This window comes from Nocardiopsis halophila DSM 44494, from assembly GCF_000341245.1.
In the GTDB taxonomy this organism is placed as follows: Bacteria; Actinomycetota; Actinomycetes; order Streptosporangiales; family Streptosporangiaceae; genus Nocardiopsis_A; species Nocardiopsis_A halophila.
This window is the reverse complement of sequence record NZ_ANAD01000251.1, coordinates 19,786-35,202: the sequence shown is the minus strand read 5'-3', so window position 1 is coordinate 35,202 and position 15,417 is coordinate 19,786. Positions and strand designations below refer to the sequence as shown.

The 15,417-nt window shown below is 73.3% G+C and carries 14 protein-coding genes; 9 read left to right on the top strand and 5 right to left on the bottom strand.

The features are described 5' to 3' along the window. Positions 1-53: 53 nt before the first annotated feature. The gene (gene yczR, locus D450_RS0126820) at positions 54-1,481 is read right to left on the bottom strand and encodes a MocR-like transcription factor YczR (protein ID WP_017558964.1); all 1,428 of its coding nucleotides are present in this window, start codon (positions 1,479-1,481) and stop codon (positions 54-56) included. A gap of 64 nt (positions 1,482-1,545) precedes the next feature. Here yczR and yczE point away from each other — a divergent pair, with 64 nt between their 5' ends. The 4 genes from yczE (at position 1,546) to D450_RS0126800 (ending at position 5,632) form a co-directional block, all read left to right on the top strand. Next, on the top strand, positions 1,546-2,211 hold the full coding sequence (gene yczE / locus D450_RS0126815) for a membrane protein YczE (RefSeq protein ID WP_017541706.1): 666 nt from the start codon (positions 1,546-1,548) through the stop codon (positions 2,209-2,211). A 323-nt stretch (positions 2,212-2,534) separates the two neighbouring features. Next, positions 2,535-4,325, top strand: coding sequence for a glycoside hydrolase family 15 protein (locus tag D450_RS0126810; RefSeq protein ID WP_017541705.1), 1,791 nt, complete (start codon positions 2,535-2,537; stop codon positions 4,323-4,325). A 112-nt stretch (positions 4,326-4,437) separates the two neighbouring features. Beyond that, on the top strand, positions 4,438-5,142 hold the full coding sequence (locus D450_RS0126805; protein WP_017541704.1) for an MgtC/SapB family protein: 705 nt from the start codon (positions 4,438-4,440) through the stop codon (positions 5,140-5,142). 166 nt (positions 5,143-5,308) lie between these two features. Continuing rightward, positions 5,309-5,632: a hypothetical protein gene (locus D450_RS0126800; RefSeq protein WP_017541703.1), complete on the top strand. Its 324-nt coding sequence runs from the start codon at positions 5,309-5,311 to the stop codon at positions 5,630-5,632. A gap of 102 nt (positions 5,633-5,734) precedes the next feature. On the opposite strand, the gene D450_RS0126795 is transcribed toward D450_RS0126800, so the two are convergent. Further along, entirely contained in the window at positions 5,735-6,568 is an 834-nt protein-coding gene (locus D450_RS0126795) for a DsbA family protein (protein WP_017541702.1), read from the bottom strand. A 492-nt stretch (positions 6,569-7,060) separates the two neighbouring features. Between D450_RS0126795 and D450_RS0126790 the strand changes: the two genes are divergently transcribed. Continuing rightward, positions 7,061-7,732, top strand: coding sequence for a uracil-DNA glycosylase (locus D450_RS0126790; RefSeq protein WP_017541701.1), 672 nt, complete (start codon positions 7,061-7,063; stop codon positions 7,730-7,732). Between the two features lie 156 nt (positions 7,733-7,888). Here the strand turns inward: D450_RS0126790 and D450_RS0126785 are convergent, their stop codons facing one another. Next, on the bottom strand, positions 7,889-8,287 hold the full coding sequence (locus D450_RS0126785; protein ID WP_017541700.1) for a VOC family protein: 399 nt from the start codon (positions 8,285-8,287) through the stop codon (positions 7,889-7,891). A gap of 198 nt (positions 8,288-8,485) precedes the next feature. Here D450_RS0126785 and D450_RS0126780 point away from each other — a divergent pair, with 198 nt between their 5' ends. Together D450_RS0126780 and D450_RS0126775 are read left to right on the top strand one after the other, a co-directional pair. Next, entirely contained in the window at positions 8,486-11,782 is a 3,297-nt protein-coding gene (locus D450_RS0126780) for an NACHT domain-containing protein (RefSeq protein WP_017541699.1), read from the top strand. Between the two features lie 105 nt (positions 11,783-11,887). Then, positions 11,888-12,886, top strand: coding sequence for a DUF2207 domain-containing protein (locus D450_RS0126775; RefSeq protein WP_017541698.1), 999 nt, complete (start codon positions 11,888-11,890; stop codon positions 12,884-12,886). A 73-nt stretch (positions 12,887-12,959) separates the two neighbouring features. Here the strand turns inward: D450_RS0126775 and D450_RS0126770 are convergent, their stop codons facing one another. Then, the gene (locus D450_RS0126770; protein ID WP_017541697.1) at positions 12,960-13,697 is read right to left on the bottom strand and encodes a DUF6882 domain-containing protein; all 738 of its coding nucleotides are present in this window, start codon (positions 13,695-13,697) and stop codon (positions 12,960-12,962) included. Positions 13,698-13,953: 256 nt separating this feature from the next. Here D450_RS0126770 and D450_RS0126765 point away from each other — a divergent pair, with 256 nt between their 5' ends. Beyond that, positions 13,954-14,430: a nucleoside deaminase gene (locus D450_RS0126765; protein WP_017541696.1), complete on the top strand. Its 477-nt coding sequence runs from the start codon at positions 13,954-13,956 to the stop codon at positions 14,428-14,430. Between the two features lie 90 nt (positions 14,431-14,520). On the opposite strand, the gene D450_RS0126760 is transcribed toward D450_RS0126765, so the two are convergent. Then, positions 14,521-14,700, bottom strand: a complete 180-nt coding sequence (locus D450_RS0126760; RefSeq protein ID WP_017541695.1) for a DUF1918 domain-containing protein — start codon at positions 14,698-14,700, stop codon at positions 14,521-14,523. 406 nt (positions 14,701-15,106) lie between these two features. On the opposite strand from D450_RS0126760, the gene D450_RS34220 reads away from it, so the two are divergent. Beyond that, the gene (locus D450_RS34220) at positions 15,107-15,346 is read left to right on the top strand and encodes a hypothetical protein (protein WP_017541694.1); all 240 of its coding nucleotides are present in this window, start codon (positions 15,107-15,109) and stop codon (positions 15,344-15,346) included. Positions 15,347-15,417: the final 71 nt, after the last annotated feature.

The window sequence follows — 15,417 nt, the reverse complement described above, 5'->3', positions numbered from 1 at the left end:
GGCCGCCTCGGGCGCATCGGGCACGGCTCACGCGCGGATCACGGACGAGCCGGTCACAGGTACAGCTCCCCGTGCACCGGGGCCGGGCGCGCCATGGCCTCGCCGTAGGCCTCGAAGAGCCGGTCGACCACCTCCTCCAGCACCTCGGGGGGCTGGGTGTAGGCCAGCCGCACATAGCGCTCCAGCGTCCCCTCCGTGCCGAAGACCGGGCCCGCCGCCGGGTGGACCCCGTGCCGGAGCGCGGCCTCGCACAGCGCGCCCGCGATGGGCTGGGGCAGGGTGACCCACAGCACCAGTCCTCCACTGGGCGTGGTGAACCTCCACCCCGGCAGGCGTTCGCGCAGGAGGGAGACCAGAGCGTCGCGTCCGCGGCGGAGCCCGGTGCTGCGCTCGGCCCGGATGCGGGTGACGTCGGCCAGCAGCCGGGTGACGATGAGCTGGTCGATGAGCGGGCTGCTGATGTCCACACGCTGGCGCGCCGCCATGAGGCGCTCCACCATCGGCGGCGTGGTGCGCACCCACCCCACGCGCAACCCGCCCCACAGCAGCTTGGAGACCGATCCCACGGTGAACACCCTGCCGTCGGTGTCGTAGGCGGCCATGGGCGCGGGCTGGTCCCCGGAGTCGATGGCGAGTTCGGCCACGGTCTCGTCGACGATGATCGAGCTCCCCGCGCGCTTGGCCTCGCGCACCATCACCGCGCGCTCGTCGTCGTCCATCAGGGCGCCGGTGGGGTTCTGGAAGTCCGGGATGAGGTAGGCGGCCTTGGGGCGCCACTGGCGGAAGGCGTCGGCGGCCGACTCCATGTCCCAGCCGTCGGAGGTCACCGCGAGCGTGCGGATGCGGGCCTCGGCGCGCCGGGCGCACTCCAGGGCGTGCGGGTAGGTGGGCGACTCCACCAGCATCGTGTCGCCCGGCTCCACCAGCAGGTCGGTCAGCAGCGCGACGCCGTGCTGGGCCCCGTTGGTGACGAAGATCTGGTCGGGCGTGGTGGGCAGGCCCCGCTCGACGTACCGCCGGGCGATGGCGTGCCGCAGCTCGGGCAGGCCGCGCGGGGTGTAGCCGAGCTTGCCCACGTGCGCGGAGAGCTGCTCCACGGCCTGGCGGGCGGCGTCCTGGAGGCCGTCGACCGCAGGCGATGCGGCCACGCCCAGATCGATGTGCTCGGCCTGGGGGACGAAGGGGGCGCCCCCGCTGCCGCCGGACTCGGGCAGCACCGTCCAGCTGCCGGCGCCCTGCCGGCTGTCCAGGTAGCCGTTGTCGCGCAGCCAGGAGTAGGCGGCGGTGACGGTGTTGCGGCTGACCCCCAGCGCGGCGGCCAGGTCGCGCTCGGCCGGCAGCCGGGTGTGGGTGGGCACCCGGCCGTCCAGGATGAGGCCGCCGATGGCCCGCCCCACCGCCAGGTAGTAGGGCCGCCCCTGGGCCCCGTCACCGACCAGTCGGGCCAATAGCCGCCCATTGATCCGCCGCTCACCGGCCATGGCCGGTCCACTTTCGTGAATTGGCACTGTTACTCGCGTAATGCATGGGGCCAATATTACGCACATGCCCCGTTCTCTCCACTCCCCGCGCCCGCCCGCCGCCCTGCTCGCCGCCCTGGTCCCGCCGCCCCGGCCGCAACGGCTGCTCCGGCTCCTGGTCGGCCTGCACCTGTACGGCGTCGGCGGTGCCCTGCTGCTCGCGGCCGACCTGGGGGCCACGCCCTGGGACGTGCTCCACCAGGGCCTGGCCCTGCGCACCGGCCTGAGCGTGGGCACCTGGAGCATCATCGTGGGCGCGCTGCTGATGCTGCTGTGGATCCCGCTGCACCAGCGCCCGGGCCTGGGCACGGTGAGCAATGTGGTGCTCGTAGGGCTCTCGGTCGACCTGACCCTGCTGTGGCTGCCCGACCCGCACGCGCTGCCGCTGCGCATCGCCTACCTGGCCGTCGGCACCGCGGTCACGGGGGCGGCCACCGGTTGCTACATCGGCGCCCGGCTGGGCCCCGGGCCGCGCGACGGCCTGATGACCGGGCTCGCCGAGCGCGGCCTGTCCCTGCGCGCTGCGCGCACCGGGATCGAGGCGGCCGTCGTCGCCGCCGGCGCCCTGCTCGGCGGGACCGTGGGACCGGGCACGCTCCTCTTCGCCCTGGCCATCGGCCCGCTGGCCCAGCTGTGCATCCCGCGCATGCAAGTGCCCGAACGCCAATGCCCCGGATCCCATTGCGAATGAACGCTCCCGGGGGCGCTTCGGCGCCGGTACGCTGTCCCGGACGGACGGTGACGGCGCGGATCATCGGTCCCGTCCCCGTGCCGACCCCCGCCCCACGCCCCGCGCGGGACGGGGACACGGGGGGCCTGGCGCAGTAGCGTTGCAGGAACACCGGTGAAGACCCGTCCCCCGGCACCGAGGGGGAGGTGGCCCCGTCCGCCGCGGACCCGGCGGAGGGCAGAGGTGACCGAGGCTCCGGTCAAGCGCCCCCGACCCCCTTCGGAGTCGGATACGGTACGTCCGCGCAGGATGTGATCTTCATTACACACCAGGGGGTGAGCCGCGTGTCCGGCTGGATCGAGGACTATGCGCTGATCGGCGACATGCAGACGGCCGCACTGGTGGGGCGCGACGGCTCCGTGGACTGGCTCTGCCTCCCGCACTTCGACTCCCCCGCCTGCTTCAGCGCACTCCTCGGCGACGAGCAGAACGGCAACTGGCGGATCGGGCCCGCCGGCGGCCCTTCCACCGCCACCCGCCGCCGCTACCGGCCCGAGACACTCGTCCTGGAGACCGAGTGGGAGACCGGCGAGGGCACGGTCCGGGTCATCGACTTCATGCCGCCGCGCGGCGGCGCCCCCCACCTGGTGCGCATCGTCGAGGGGGTCAGCGGCACCGTGCGCATGTCCACCGCGCTGCGGCTGCGCTTCGACTACGGGAACGTGGTGCCGTGGGTGCGCCGCAGCGGCTCGGAGCTGGCCGCCGTCGCCGGGCCGGACTCGGTGTGGATCAGCACCGCAGTCCCCCTGGACGGGCACAACTTCGCCCACGACGCCGAGTTCACCGTCACCGCCGGGCAGCGGGTCCCGTTCGTGATGACCTGGCACCCCTCCCACGTGGAGGAGTCCGAGCACCTCGACGCCGAGAAGTCGCTCTCGCGCACCGAGCGCTTCTGGCGCGGCTGGGTGGGCCGGTGCAGCTACGACGGGATCTACCGCGAGGCGGTGGTGCGCTCGCTGATCACGCTCAAGGCGCTCACCTTCGCCCCCACCGGCGGCATCGTCGCCGCGCCCACCACCTCCCTGCCCGAGGAGATCGGCGGGATCCGCAACTGGGACTACCGCTACTGCTGGCTGCGGGACGCCACCATCACCCTTGAGGCGCTGATCCGCAGCGGCTACACCGACGAGGCCGAGGCCTGGCGCGAGTGGCTGGTGCGCGCCGTGGCCGGCGAGCCCCAGCAGATGCAGATCATGTACGGCATCCGCGGCGAGCGGCGGCTGGCCGAGTGGGAGGCCGACTGGCTGCCCGGCTACGAGGGCTCGCGCCCGGTGCGCATCGGCAACGCCGCCGTCCACCAGTACCAGCTCGACGTCTACGGCGAGGTCATGGACGTGCTGCACCTGGCCCGCCGCTCCGGGCTGCCGCGCGAGGAGCACGTGTGGGGCATGCAGCGCTCCCTGGTGAACTTCCTGGAGTGGTGCTGGCAGGAGCCCGACGAGGGTCTGTGGGAGGTGCGCGGTCCGCGCCAGCACTTCGTGCACTCCAAGGTGATGGCCTGGGTCGCCGCCGACCGCGCCGTGCGCACGGTCGAGGAGTTCGGCATGGAGGGGCCCATCGAGCGCTGGCGGGCCCTGCGCGACACCATCCACGCCGAGGTGTGCGAGTACGGCTTCGACGCCGACCGCAACACCTTCACCCAGTACTACGGCAGCAAGGAGCTGGACGCCGCGCTCCTGCTCATCCCCGAGCTGGGGTTCCTGCCCTACGACGACCCGCGCGTGATCGGCACCATCGAGGCCGTCCGCGACGACCTGATGGTCGACGGGTTCGTCATGCGCTACCGCACCGACCGCGCCGGAACCGCCGACAAGCTCCCCGGGGACGAGGGCGCGTTCCTGGCGTGCAGCTTCTGGATGGCCAACGCGCTGCTGCGCATCGGGCGCGAGGCCGACGCACGGGAGCTGTTCGAGCGGCTGCTCTCGCTCCGCAACGACGTGGGCCTGCTGGCCGAGGAGTGGGATCCCAAGGCCGGGCGGCAGGTCGGCAACTTCCCGCAGGCCTTCAGCCACGTGCCGATGGTGACCACCGCACTCAACCTGTCCAAGCACGACGGGCTGCGGCGCTGCCGCTGAGGCGGGGCGCCTCCAGAACACGGTCGGGCGCGCGCCCCGCGGGGTGCGCGCCTGACCCGTGTTTGGGGGCGCGCTGGGGTGGTGCTCGCCCCTGTGCGGGTAGTGCACCCCCATGCTCGACGTGTCCGACCAAGGCTGGGAGCAGCTCCTCGCCCTGCTCACGGCGCTGGTGCTGTGCTCCCTCATCGGCCTCGAACGCCAGTTGCGCAACAAGAGCGCCGGGCTGCGCACGCACACCCTGGTGGGCATCGGCGCGGCCCTGTTCATGCTGGTGAGCAAGTGGGGCTTCGGCGACGTACTGGACCGGGACGACGTCGCGCTGGACCCCTCCCGGCTGGCGGCGCAGATCGTGTCGGGCGTGGGCTTCATCGGCGCGGGGCTGATCTTCGTCCGCCGGGACGTGGTGCGCGGCCTGACCACGGCCGCCACCGTATGGGTGGTCGCGGCCGTGGGCACCGCCGCCGGGGCGGGGCTGTGGCTGCTGGCCGCCGCGGTGACCGCCGTGCACTTCCTGGTCGCCTACGGCTACCCCGTCCTGACCCGGCGCCTCACCCGGTCGGCGCCGGACACCACGGTGTTCGAGATCGAGTACCGGGACCGGCACGGGGCGCTGCGCGGGATCCTGGCCGAGGCGACCGCGCGCGGGTTCGACGTGCACGACGTGCGCACCCGGCGCGGCGACGACGGCGGCGCCCTCATCGGGCTGGTGCTGACCCTGGTCGGGCGGGGCGAGGTGTCCGGCCTCACCGCGGCGCTCGCCGGGCTGGAGGGGGTGGTGTCGGTGCACACCGCCGACCCGGACGACGTGGAGGGGTGAGCCGCGGTGCGCCCCGCGGCGCCCGGATCCGCCCGGGGAGACGCCTTTGACCTGGGCGGACCCTTCCGCCATGCGGCGTTCAGGGTAAGGATCACGCTCGTTCGGGACGGCCTGCCACAGTGGTCCGTCACGGTGCCGGGCGCGAGCGGGGGCAGGAGGCACGGGCATGCATCCGACGACGCGGCAGGACGGCCGGGAGGACCGGCCCGAGCGCGCGGGCCGCTGGCTGGCCGTGGTCGAGGAGTCGCTGGGCCGGGGCGAGCGCGTCGTGGCCGAGACGCTCCACTGGACCTATGAGGACCGGGACGCCGCCCGGGCGGCGGCGCTGGAGCTGGCCCGCACGCACGCTCTCCCGGGGCCGCTCTCGCCGCGGGGGCGCATCATCACCCGGTCCGGGGAGGACTGCTACCGCGTCTACGTCCACGGCGGCAGCGCCGTCTCCCACTTCACGGTCCGGGTCCTGCAGATCACCCAGATCCGGGCCCTGTGAACGGGGGCGGGGCGCAGTCGGCGGGCGGTCCGGGGCGCCGTCCCCTCGCGGGCGCCCCCGACCGTCGGCCGCGCCGTCCGACCGGGCCGGTACCGCGGCCCGCTACCGCGGGGCGGTGGTGACCTCTCCGGGATCGGCGTCGAGAATGCGGGCCCGCAGGTCGGCGGTGTACGGGTCGACGGACTCGCCGTTGATGTAGACCCCCGGAGTGCCGGCGAAAGCGTCCGCGCCGCCGTACCTGTTCATCACGCCGTCGGTCGCCTTGATCAGGGCGTACGCGGCGCCGCTCCCCGCACCGGGGCCGTTCACCTCGGCGTCGGCGGCGTCCATCTCCTCCTGGAGGCGGTCGGGGAACCCCGGGTCGTCGATGCCCGCCTGCTCGCCCAGGCCGGCCAGCTCCTCAGGGGTGAACCCCTCCTCGCCCTCGACGGGCTGCCGCTCGAACAGCAGGTCCTGGTACTCCAGGTAGTGCCCGTACTCGGCGGCGACGATCGCCGCGGCCCCGGCCCGGACCGAGTTCTCCGCCAGGACGCCCCCGCGCTTGGCGAAGACGCTGACGGGCCGGTAGTGCACGATCGCCTCGCCGGACTCGCCCATCTCCTCCAGGAGGCCCTGCCGCTCGGTGTGGAACTCCCGGCAGGCCGGGCACTGGAAGTCGATGTAGACCTCCACCACGGGGGCCTCGGCGCCGGGGTCGGCGTGCACGAGGCTGCCGTCGTCCTGCAGGACCTGCAGCCCGTCGGGCGACACCCCCGGCCCCGCGCCTTCGGACGCCCCGGCGCCGGACGGGCCCTGGCCCCCGCCGCGCAGGAGGAGGAAGCCGCCGACGGCGGCCACGAGCACGAGTACCAGGCCACCCGCCACGAGTCCGATGACCAGGCCGGTCTTGGACTTCTTGGGCGGCGGCCCGCCCGGACCGGGCTGCGGAGGGGGCACCGGGCCTCCGGAGTGCCCCTGCGGCGGGTACGGCGGCTGCGGGGGCCCACCGGGCCCCGGGCCGTAAGGCGCGCCGGAATGCGCGGGCTGTCCCGGGTACCCGGGCGGCGGGCCGTAAGGCGTTCCTGGAGGCGGCCCCTGAGGCGGGCCGCCCGGAGGCCCGGGAACGGGGCGGCCCACCGGTCCCGGCGGGGGTCCCTGGGGCGGGCCGGCGGGTCCGCCCGCCGGAGGACCGGGCGGGGCATCCGGCGGTGGCGGGCCGCCCGGAGCAGGTCCGTGCTGCGGATGCTGAGGGGGCCGGTCGCCGTCGGGCTGCTGGTTCACGTGCTGCTCGCAATGCTCCGGGGTCGCGGGGAGCGGCCCGCTGGGGCCGCGTGGACACGATAACCGCTCCGCCCGGTCGGCGACGCGGCTCCGGCGGGAGCGCAGGATCCCCCGGGAGTTCGGCGGATCCGTCCGATTCGGTCCCTGGGCGTCGCTAGGTTTGTCGTCATGGGACGACCGCTGAACGAGATCATGGACAAGGGCTGGGCCCAAGCCCTGGAGCCGGTTGCAGGGAAGATCGAGGAGATGGGCGACTTCCTGCGCCAGGAGGTGGCCGCCGGGCGCACCTACCTGCCTTCCGGGGAGCACGTGCTCCGCGCCTTCCAGCAGCCCTTCGAGGACGTGCGCGTGCTGATCGTGGGCCAGGACCCCTACCCCACCCCCGGACACGCCATCGGGCTGAGCTTCGCCGTGGCCCCCGACGTCCGCCTGCCGGGCAGCCTGCGCAACATCTTCCAGGAGTACGCCGACGACCTGGGGCTGCCGATGCCGAGCAACGGCGACCTCACGCCGTGGACCAAGCAGGGCGTGCTGCTGCTGAACAGGGCGCTGACGGTGATGCCGCGCAAGCCCGCCTCGCACCGGGGCAAGGGCTGGGAGGAGGTCACCGACCAGGCCATCCGCGCGCTCGCGGCGCGGAACACGCCGATGGTGGCGATCCTGTGGGGCCGCGACGCCCGCAACCTGCGGCCGCTGATGCCGGACGTGCCGTGCGTGGAGTCGACCCATCCCAGCCCGATGTCGGCCAAGAACGGCTTCTTCGGCTCGCGCCCCTTCAGCCGGGCCAACGCGATGCTTCAGGAGCAGGGCTCGGACCCGGTGGACTGGCGCCTGCCCTAGGGCCGTTCGGCGGATGCCCTCCGGCGAGCGGGCGACCGCCCGGAGCGGCGCCCGCAGGGCGGGGCGGAGCGGTCCGTCCTATCGGCCCGCCCCATCGTTCCGCCCTTGCGGTCCTGCTCCTCCGGGGCACCGTCCCACGCCGCCCCGGCCGCCCGTTCACGCCTCGCGGCCGGTGACCTCGGGGATCTCCTCGTCGCTGATCTCGATGCAGAACTCGTTGCCCTCGGGGTCGGCCATGAGCCAGAACCCGGCCCCGCCCTCCCGCCGCAGGTCCTGCAGGACCGTCGCGCCCAGGCCGACCAGGCGCCGCATCTCCTCGTCGCGCCGGGTGCCGCGCGGTCCCAGGTCCAGGTGGACCCGGTTCTTGGCGGACTTCCCCTCGGGAACCCGCAGGAAGAGCAGTTCGGGGCGCCCGTCGGCGCCGGCCACGAACGCCTCGTCTCCGCCGGGGACGCCGTCGGGGTGCACCTCCCCGCCGACGGCCTCGGCCCAGAAGCGGGCCAGGGTGTACGGATCGGCGCAGTCGAAGGTGACCGAGCGGATATAGGACGTCATCCGGCCTCCGGGGAGTGTCGCGCCGCCGGGCCCCGGCGCCCGGCGGCGCCCGCAGCCCCTGCGGCTCAGGGCTTTTCCGTGGCATCCTCGCATCACCGGACACGAGGACGGAACCGGATTCCGGCCCCCGCCGAGCGCCCCCGCGCTCGGCCGCCCCCGGCCCGGCCGCCGCCCGAACGCGAGGAGAGACCACCCCCCATGGCCAAAAGGCAGCTCAGCTACGCGGATGCGCTGAAGGTCCTCGGCAAGGACGAGCCCGCAATCCTGGACTTCGCCGAGAAGCTCGTCGACGGGGGGCTGGGGGCGCTGGGCGTCCCGGACCTGTTCGGGGTGCGCAGCGAGCTGGTCAAGAAGGGGCGCGAGGCGCTGCGGCCGCTGCGCGAGAAGATCACCGGCGTCGACCGGATGACCCGGATGGAGCGGATCGAGGCCGCCCTGAAGATCATCGCGGTCGAGGCGTTCTTCTCTGCGGTGGACGAGGTCCTGGACACCCCCGACTGCCCGCTGTCCCTGAAGGACCTGCGGCTCACCCGTGAGTCCCAGCTGGAGATCGCCGACGGCGTGCGCCCCTTGGACGGGGACGTCCTGCGGATGGAGGACGGCGTGCTGGCGGTGTCCGAGGAGAGCGCGTCCCTTCTGGCCTACGGGCCCCACCGGCGGACCGTCCGCTCCCTGCGCGCCCATGTGGAGGGGACCGAGGCGTTCGCAGCGCTGGACGAGGCCGGGCGCGAGGCGGTGCGCTCCCGGCTGGACGTCGACGCGATCGCGCCGAAGACGGCCGCCGGGTACGCCGACAGCCTCCTCGGGCTCGCCGCGGACGTCCCGGAGGTGCGCATCTGGGCTCAGATGCAGGCCCAGCGGCGCACCGACGCGGGCGTGGAGCGGATCGAGACCGGCCTGGCCGCGCTGCGCGGCATCCTGGAGCAGGTCTCCTCCGGCCCCGCCCCCGGGCGGCGGCGGGAGGAGCTGGCCGCGCTCTACCGGGCGGTGCTCGACCGCCCGATCCTGCGCACGGCCGCCCCGGGGGCCGGGGTGCCCACGTCCGCCGAGGCCTACCTCTCTCCCCGGGGGAGGTTCACGTGGAACGTCGTGGAGGCGAAGCTGTCGTCGGAGAAGTGGTGGCGGCAGCACGCCGGCGCGCACGACGACGTGCAGCTCATCCTCGCCGGTCTGCTGACGCAGAGGGTGGCCACGCGGTACCCGATCACCGTCCTCGGCCACCCGGGGGCGGGCAAGTCCAAGCTGACCGAGATGATCGCCGCGCAGCTGCCGCCCTCGGACTTCCTGGCGGTCCGCGTGGAGCTGCGCGGGGTGCGGGCGAACGCGCCGATCCACGACCAGATCGACGACGGCCTGCGCGCGTCCCTGCACACCGGGGTGTCCTGGCGGGACCTGGCCGACGGCGCCCACGGCGCGCTCCCGGTCGTGATCCTCGACGGGTTCGACGAGCTCCTGCAGGCCACCGGGGTGGACCGGTCGGACTACCTGGAGCAGGTGCAGGAGTTCCAGCGGCGCCAGGAGGCCCTGGGACAGCCGGTGGCGGTGATCGTCACCAGCCGGACGGTGGTCGCCGACCGCATGCGGGTCCCGGAGGGCTGCCCGGTGATCAAACTCGAACCGTTCAGCAGCGCGCAGATCGGGCGGATGCTGGAGATCTGGAACGACGCGCACGAGCAGTCCCTCGCGGCGCGGGGCCTGTCCCCGACCCCGCTGGAGTCGGTGCTGGCCTACCGCGAGCTGGCCGAGCAGCCGCTGCTGCTGATGATGCTGCTCATCTACGACTCGGACACCAACGCCCTCCAGGGCAAGGAGGGGGCGCTGTCGCGCTCGGCCCTGTACGAGGAACTGCTGCGCATGTTCGCCGACCGGGAGGTGGACAAGCACCGGTCCAACCTCACCGACGACGAGGCGCACCAGGCCGTGGAAGGCGAACTGCGCCGCCTGGAGGTCGTGGCGCTGGCCATGTTCACCCGGCACCGCCAGACCATCTCCTCGGAGGAGCTGGACAAGGACCTGGAAGCGCTGTTCCCGGACGCCGGCCTCCGTCCTGAAGAGACCGGTCTCCACGGCGCGCTGAGCGACGCGGACCAGGTGCTCGGGCGGTTCTTCTTCGTCCACGAGTCGCGTGCGGAGGCCCGGGACCGCACGGCGAGCGTCTACGAGTTCCTGCACGCCACGTTCGGCGAGTATCTCGTGGCGCGGTACGTGGCCGCCGTGCTGGAGGGGCTGGTCGAGGACCGGCGGGAGGAGCGGAAGCGCTCCAGACGGCGACGGACTTCGCGTCCGCTGGACCACGGGGAGCTGTACGCCATCACCTCCTATGCGGCGTTCACCTCTCGGGCGGCGGTGGTGGAGTTCCTGGACGACCTCTTGGAGCAGCGTTTCAGGGAAGAGCCGGGCGAGCGCTCGGAGTACATCGACCTGCTGCTGATGCTCTTCCACGAGGCGCCTTACGCACGCCCCTCCCAGGAGTTCGAGGGATACGAGCCCTGGCGCGCGACGGTCATGTACCGGCAGGCCGCCTACTCGATGAACCTCGTGGTGCTGCTGGCATGCTGCGGCGAGGAGCTGGACCTGGCAGAGCTGTTCCCGGAGGAGGACCGGATGCCCTGGCACGGCTGGCGGAGAGCGGCGACGTACTGGCGCGGGCTCATGGATGAGGAGTGGCACGGGTTCGTGGACACGGTCCGCATCCGGCACATGGGCGACCTGACGCGCGCGACGACGAGCACGTTGGAGCGTGAGCGCGGCGAACCGGTGGTCGTCGGGGAGTGCCTGGGCTTCGAGATCAGCCCCGAAGGTCCGGGAGATCTCGACATCATCGATCCGTACGGGATCACGGTCCCGTACGACGGGGTGACGTCCAAGCTTCTGCGAGGCATCGCCGTTCGCGCGAACGGAACGGCGGCACGCATGATGCTGATGCTGACGCCGCTGCTCAGACACGTGAACGAAGAGGCGCTGAACTGGTACGCGGACCCGGAGGAGTCCATACGGACGTGGAGCGAGACCCATGACGTCCTGCGTCTCCGCCTGGAGCCGGTCGGACAGGATCAGTACGGGCGTCTGGACGCCTACCGGAGGCTTCTCACGACACAGGAGCTCGGCCGCATCGAGCTCCTGACGCTGAAGCAGGCCGCCGACGACCTCGACGCTTCGGTCGAACGTCCTGTGGGGACGGAGTTCGCCGGGGGCCTGTCCCTCCTCGTCGACCAGTTCCTGGGGCAGGTCCGCTCCGTGGTCCCCGGAGTGATCCTCGCGCCCGAGGAATTGAACCCGGTCTTCGAAAGACTCGCCTCGCATCTGCCTGTTGAGCAGGATTGCCGTCGGCTCGTCGCAATGGCGGAGGACAACAGGCACCGGGACAGTCCTGAAGAGCCTCGGCGGACCGGCAAGCAGACGAGGATGGAACGGAATCCGCGCCGCTTCAGCAGCAGATTCCCCGAAAGCGAGAGGTCGTACTCGGGCATGAACGCCAACTCCGGGGCCTGGTAGCGCCGGGGCGTGCTTCCGGGCGCTACCAGGCCCCGACACGGAGCACGGGGAGATGGTGCCTGCGGAACACGCAACCTGGACGCCTTTCCGGGCATCTAAGGAGGCATGGACTCCACTCTCCCCCGTGTCCGTACCGGTGTCCCTCCCCTCGCACCCGCCGCGGCCCCGGCCTCCCGGCGCTCCGCGCGTCGGGCGGTCACCGCCACCGCCCTGTGCGGGGCCGTGGTCGCCTCGTTCGCATCGCTGCCCGCCGCCCCGGCGCGGGCCTCGGACGAGAACGCAGCCGACGGCGCCTCTGGAGAGCGCTCCATCGTCGCCTTGGACGTGGACGTGCGCGTCGGCCGGGACGCGGCCGTCCGCATCACCGAGCGCCTGACCTACGACTTCGGCGACGACGGCTCACCCGTGCGCCGGCGGCTCCCGCACCGGGGGAGCATCGCCGGCTCACGGGAGATCGACCTCGGGCTGCGCGATGTGCAGGTGGTGGACACCGACGGTGTGCGCTCCATCGAGGTCGACGAGCGGAACAACGCGACGGAGGTCGTCATCGGCGAGCGCGACGAACCCTTCAGCGGTACCCGGACCTTCGCCGTCGCCTATACCTACGAGAGCGTGATGGTCCGCCGGGACGACGACAGTCCCCGCCTGTTCCTCAACGCGGTCGGCAGCGAGTGGTCGCTCCCGGTCCGGGACGTCACCGTGGAGATCGACCTGCCCGAACGGCCCGAGGGCGTCGACTGCTACGCCGGGGTGCTCGGCAGCACCTCCCCCTGCTCCTCCTCCGACACCAGCGGCGCGGGCGCGTCGTTCACCCAGGACGAGGTGCGTCCGGGGCAGGCGATGAGCGTCGACCTGGTGCTGCCCGAGAGCGCCGTCGACACTGAGCTGCCCACCCTGCAGGAGGCCGACTCCTCCCTGGACGGGCTGTGGCCGCTCTACGCCTTCGGGCTGGGCGCGGTCGGCCTGGCCCTGGCCTTCATCGTCTTCGGCGGCCGCTCGCACGTGGGCGGTGGCGGCGGCACCTGGGGGCACGGCGGCATCGGAGGAGGCGGGGACGGAGACGGCGGTGCGGGCGACGGAGGAGGGGGTGGCGGCGGGGACTGACCCCCGCCGCCACCCCGGGGCCGCATGCGCGTTCGCCGGGCGGCTTCACGGGACGGTTCCGGCGGGCGGGCCGTCAGGCCTGCTCCGCCTCACCGCCCGACATCTTGCCGTCGATGGTCGACACCCGGCCCTGCTCGTCGAAGCCGACGGTGGCCTGGAAGGCCGTCCCCGAGAGGTCGAGCCGGCTCCCCGACGGGTCGAACTCGGCGGTGAGCCCGCGCCGCACGCCGTAGGAGTACAGGGCGCGCCGCACGTCGCGCAGCGGGAGCCCGGACAGGCCCTCCTGGATCACCCGCATGACCCGTGGGCCCTCCGCGGCCGGGAGCGCGAAGTCGGGGTGCTCGATCATGAACGAGGCGTGCGTCCCCGAGCCGACCTCGGCGGTGTAGGAGGTCCAGCGGCCCGCGACGGCTTTCGCGGCCTCGGTCATCAGGGCGGCGACCACCCGCGGGTGGTCGGGCGCCCCCGGGAGCGCCCCGAAGGGCACCTCGGGCTCGGCCAGCTCGGGGATCCCGTGCTCGCGGCCGAAGTCGCGCACGGCCGCGCTCAGCGCGGTGACCGCCTCGGGGTAGCCGGACGGGTTGGCCCAGGCCCAGAGCCAGGAGCCGGGGCCCGGGGCGGCGCTGCCCAGCAGGTGCACCCCGGTGCAGGCCAGCTCCTGGGCCCCGGTGAACCGGAACCGCGGCTGCTGCAGGTCGACGTGCCAGTCGTGCTGCCCGACCACGTCCTCCAGCCGCAGCTGGTGCTCCAGGGAGAGGAAGGCCGCGTCGTCGAGGAGGTCGGCGAAGGAAGGAGACGAGGATTTCGACACGCCGCGAAGACTAGGGGGCGCCTGTGACAGCGTCGAATCGGACATCCCGCCCGTGGTGCCCGCCGCCCTGTGACCGCGGCTCTCCGCTCGGGGCTCCGCGTCCGCCGTGCCCCGTCCCCGCCGTCGGGGCCGCCGTCCCGCACCGACGCCGCCTTCTGAGGCAGAATGCCTCCTGACTCCCTGCCCCTATTGCTGTTCTCCCACTGTTCTGGCGATCGGGCCGCACCGAGCGGCCCCTGACGAGAGGCGGTCATCCATGGACGCCACCGACCTCGGGCACCTGCGCCGCTGTGTGGACCTGGCCGAAGAGGCACTGGACGCCGGAGACGAGCCGTTCGGGTCGGTCCTGGTGTCCGGCGACGGCGTCGTCCTGGCCGAGGACCGCAACCGCACCGCCGACGGCGACAGCACCCGCCATCCGGAGTTCGCCCTCGCGCGCTGGGCCGCCGAGAGGATGCGGCCTGAGGACCGCCCCGCCGCGACCGTCTACACCTCCGGTGAGCACTGCCCGATGTGCTCGGCCGCGCACGCGTGGGTGGGGCTGGGGCGGATCGTCTACGCCTCCTCGAGCGAGCAGCTCACCGGGTGGCTGTCCGGACTCGGCCTTCCCGCTCCCCCGGTCCGGCCGCTGCCCATCCGGGAGGTCGCGCCCGGAGTGGCCGTGGAGGGGCCCTCCCCCGAGCTCTCCGAGCGGGTGCACCGGCTGCACCTGCGCTACCACGGACGCGCCTGAGGCCGCCTCAGGCGCGGGAGCGGGCGGGTCCCCGTGCCAGCGAGGGCCGGGAGCCCGCTCCCGCGCCGCCCGATCCGCTCCTGAAGGCCGTCAGTCCTCGATCACGCAGTCCGGGCCGGGGAAGATGAGACTCTCGTGCCCGTCCTCGAAGCGGACGAGGTAGGGCGGTTCGCCCTCGGAGCCGCGCACTTCGATGATCTCGCCGGCCTGTCCCGCCTGACCGACGGTCTTACCCTGGATAAGGATCCTGTCGCCGACGTTGGCCTGCATACGGGAACCTCCGCCTCTGCCGTGCTTCGCTGGGCACCGCGCGCTGCACGCACGGCGCACTCCTCCCGCACGGCGCGCACCGTCACGCACTGTCGGGCGCCGTCACACGCCGGCGCCGTGCGGCGAAGAGTATCCGGCGCCCGGGCCCCTGGGAACTCCCGACGGGGTTCGTCAGGGGTCACCGTCCGGCCGACCGGTGCCCCTCCCCTACCCAGGATGTGCCCCACGCCAAATGTGCACGGCCCGGGGCTGAATCTGACACCCGTGTCAACTCCCAGGGCTCCCAGGGTATGTACGTCGATTCGGTGAAGATCGGAGACCCTTCGGCCCCTATCGGGGTCAGCCGCAGGTCGCTGCGGTACTACGAGCAGCAGGGGGTCATCGGGTCCCACCGCCTCGGCGGCGGGTGCGCAACATCCGCGAGCTCCTCTCCTCGGGACTGCCCATCGCCGACCTGCCCCCGCCCGCCCCCTTCCTGGGCCTAGAGCCGACCCTGGAGCACTGCCACCCCGCCCTGGAAATCTACCGGCGGAGCCTGGGCGAGCTGGACCCGAGGATCTCCGACCCGCCTGGCCCCGGGGGAATCGCCGTCGAAGACCGCAACGTGTCCGGCACGGACGTGCGCGGCCGTTCCGGGGACGTGTAGAGGACCGTCCTTGCGGCCGGTCGAGCCGCCCCCGGAGATCTCCTCCCGGACGACGCCTGCGGCGCCGGTAT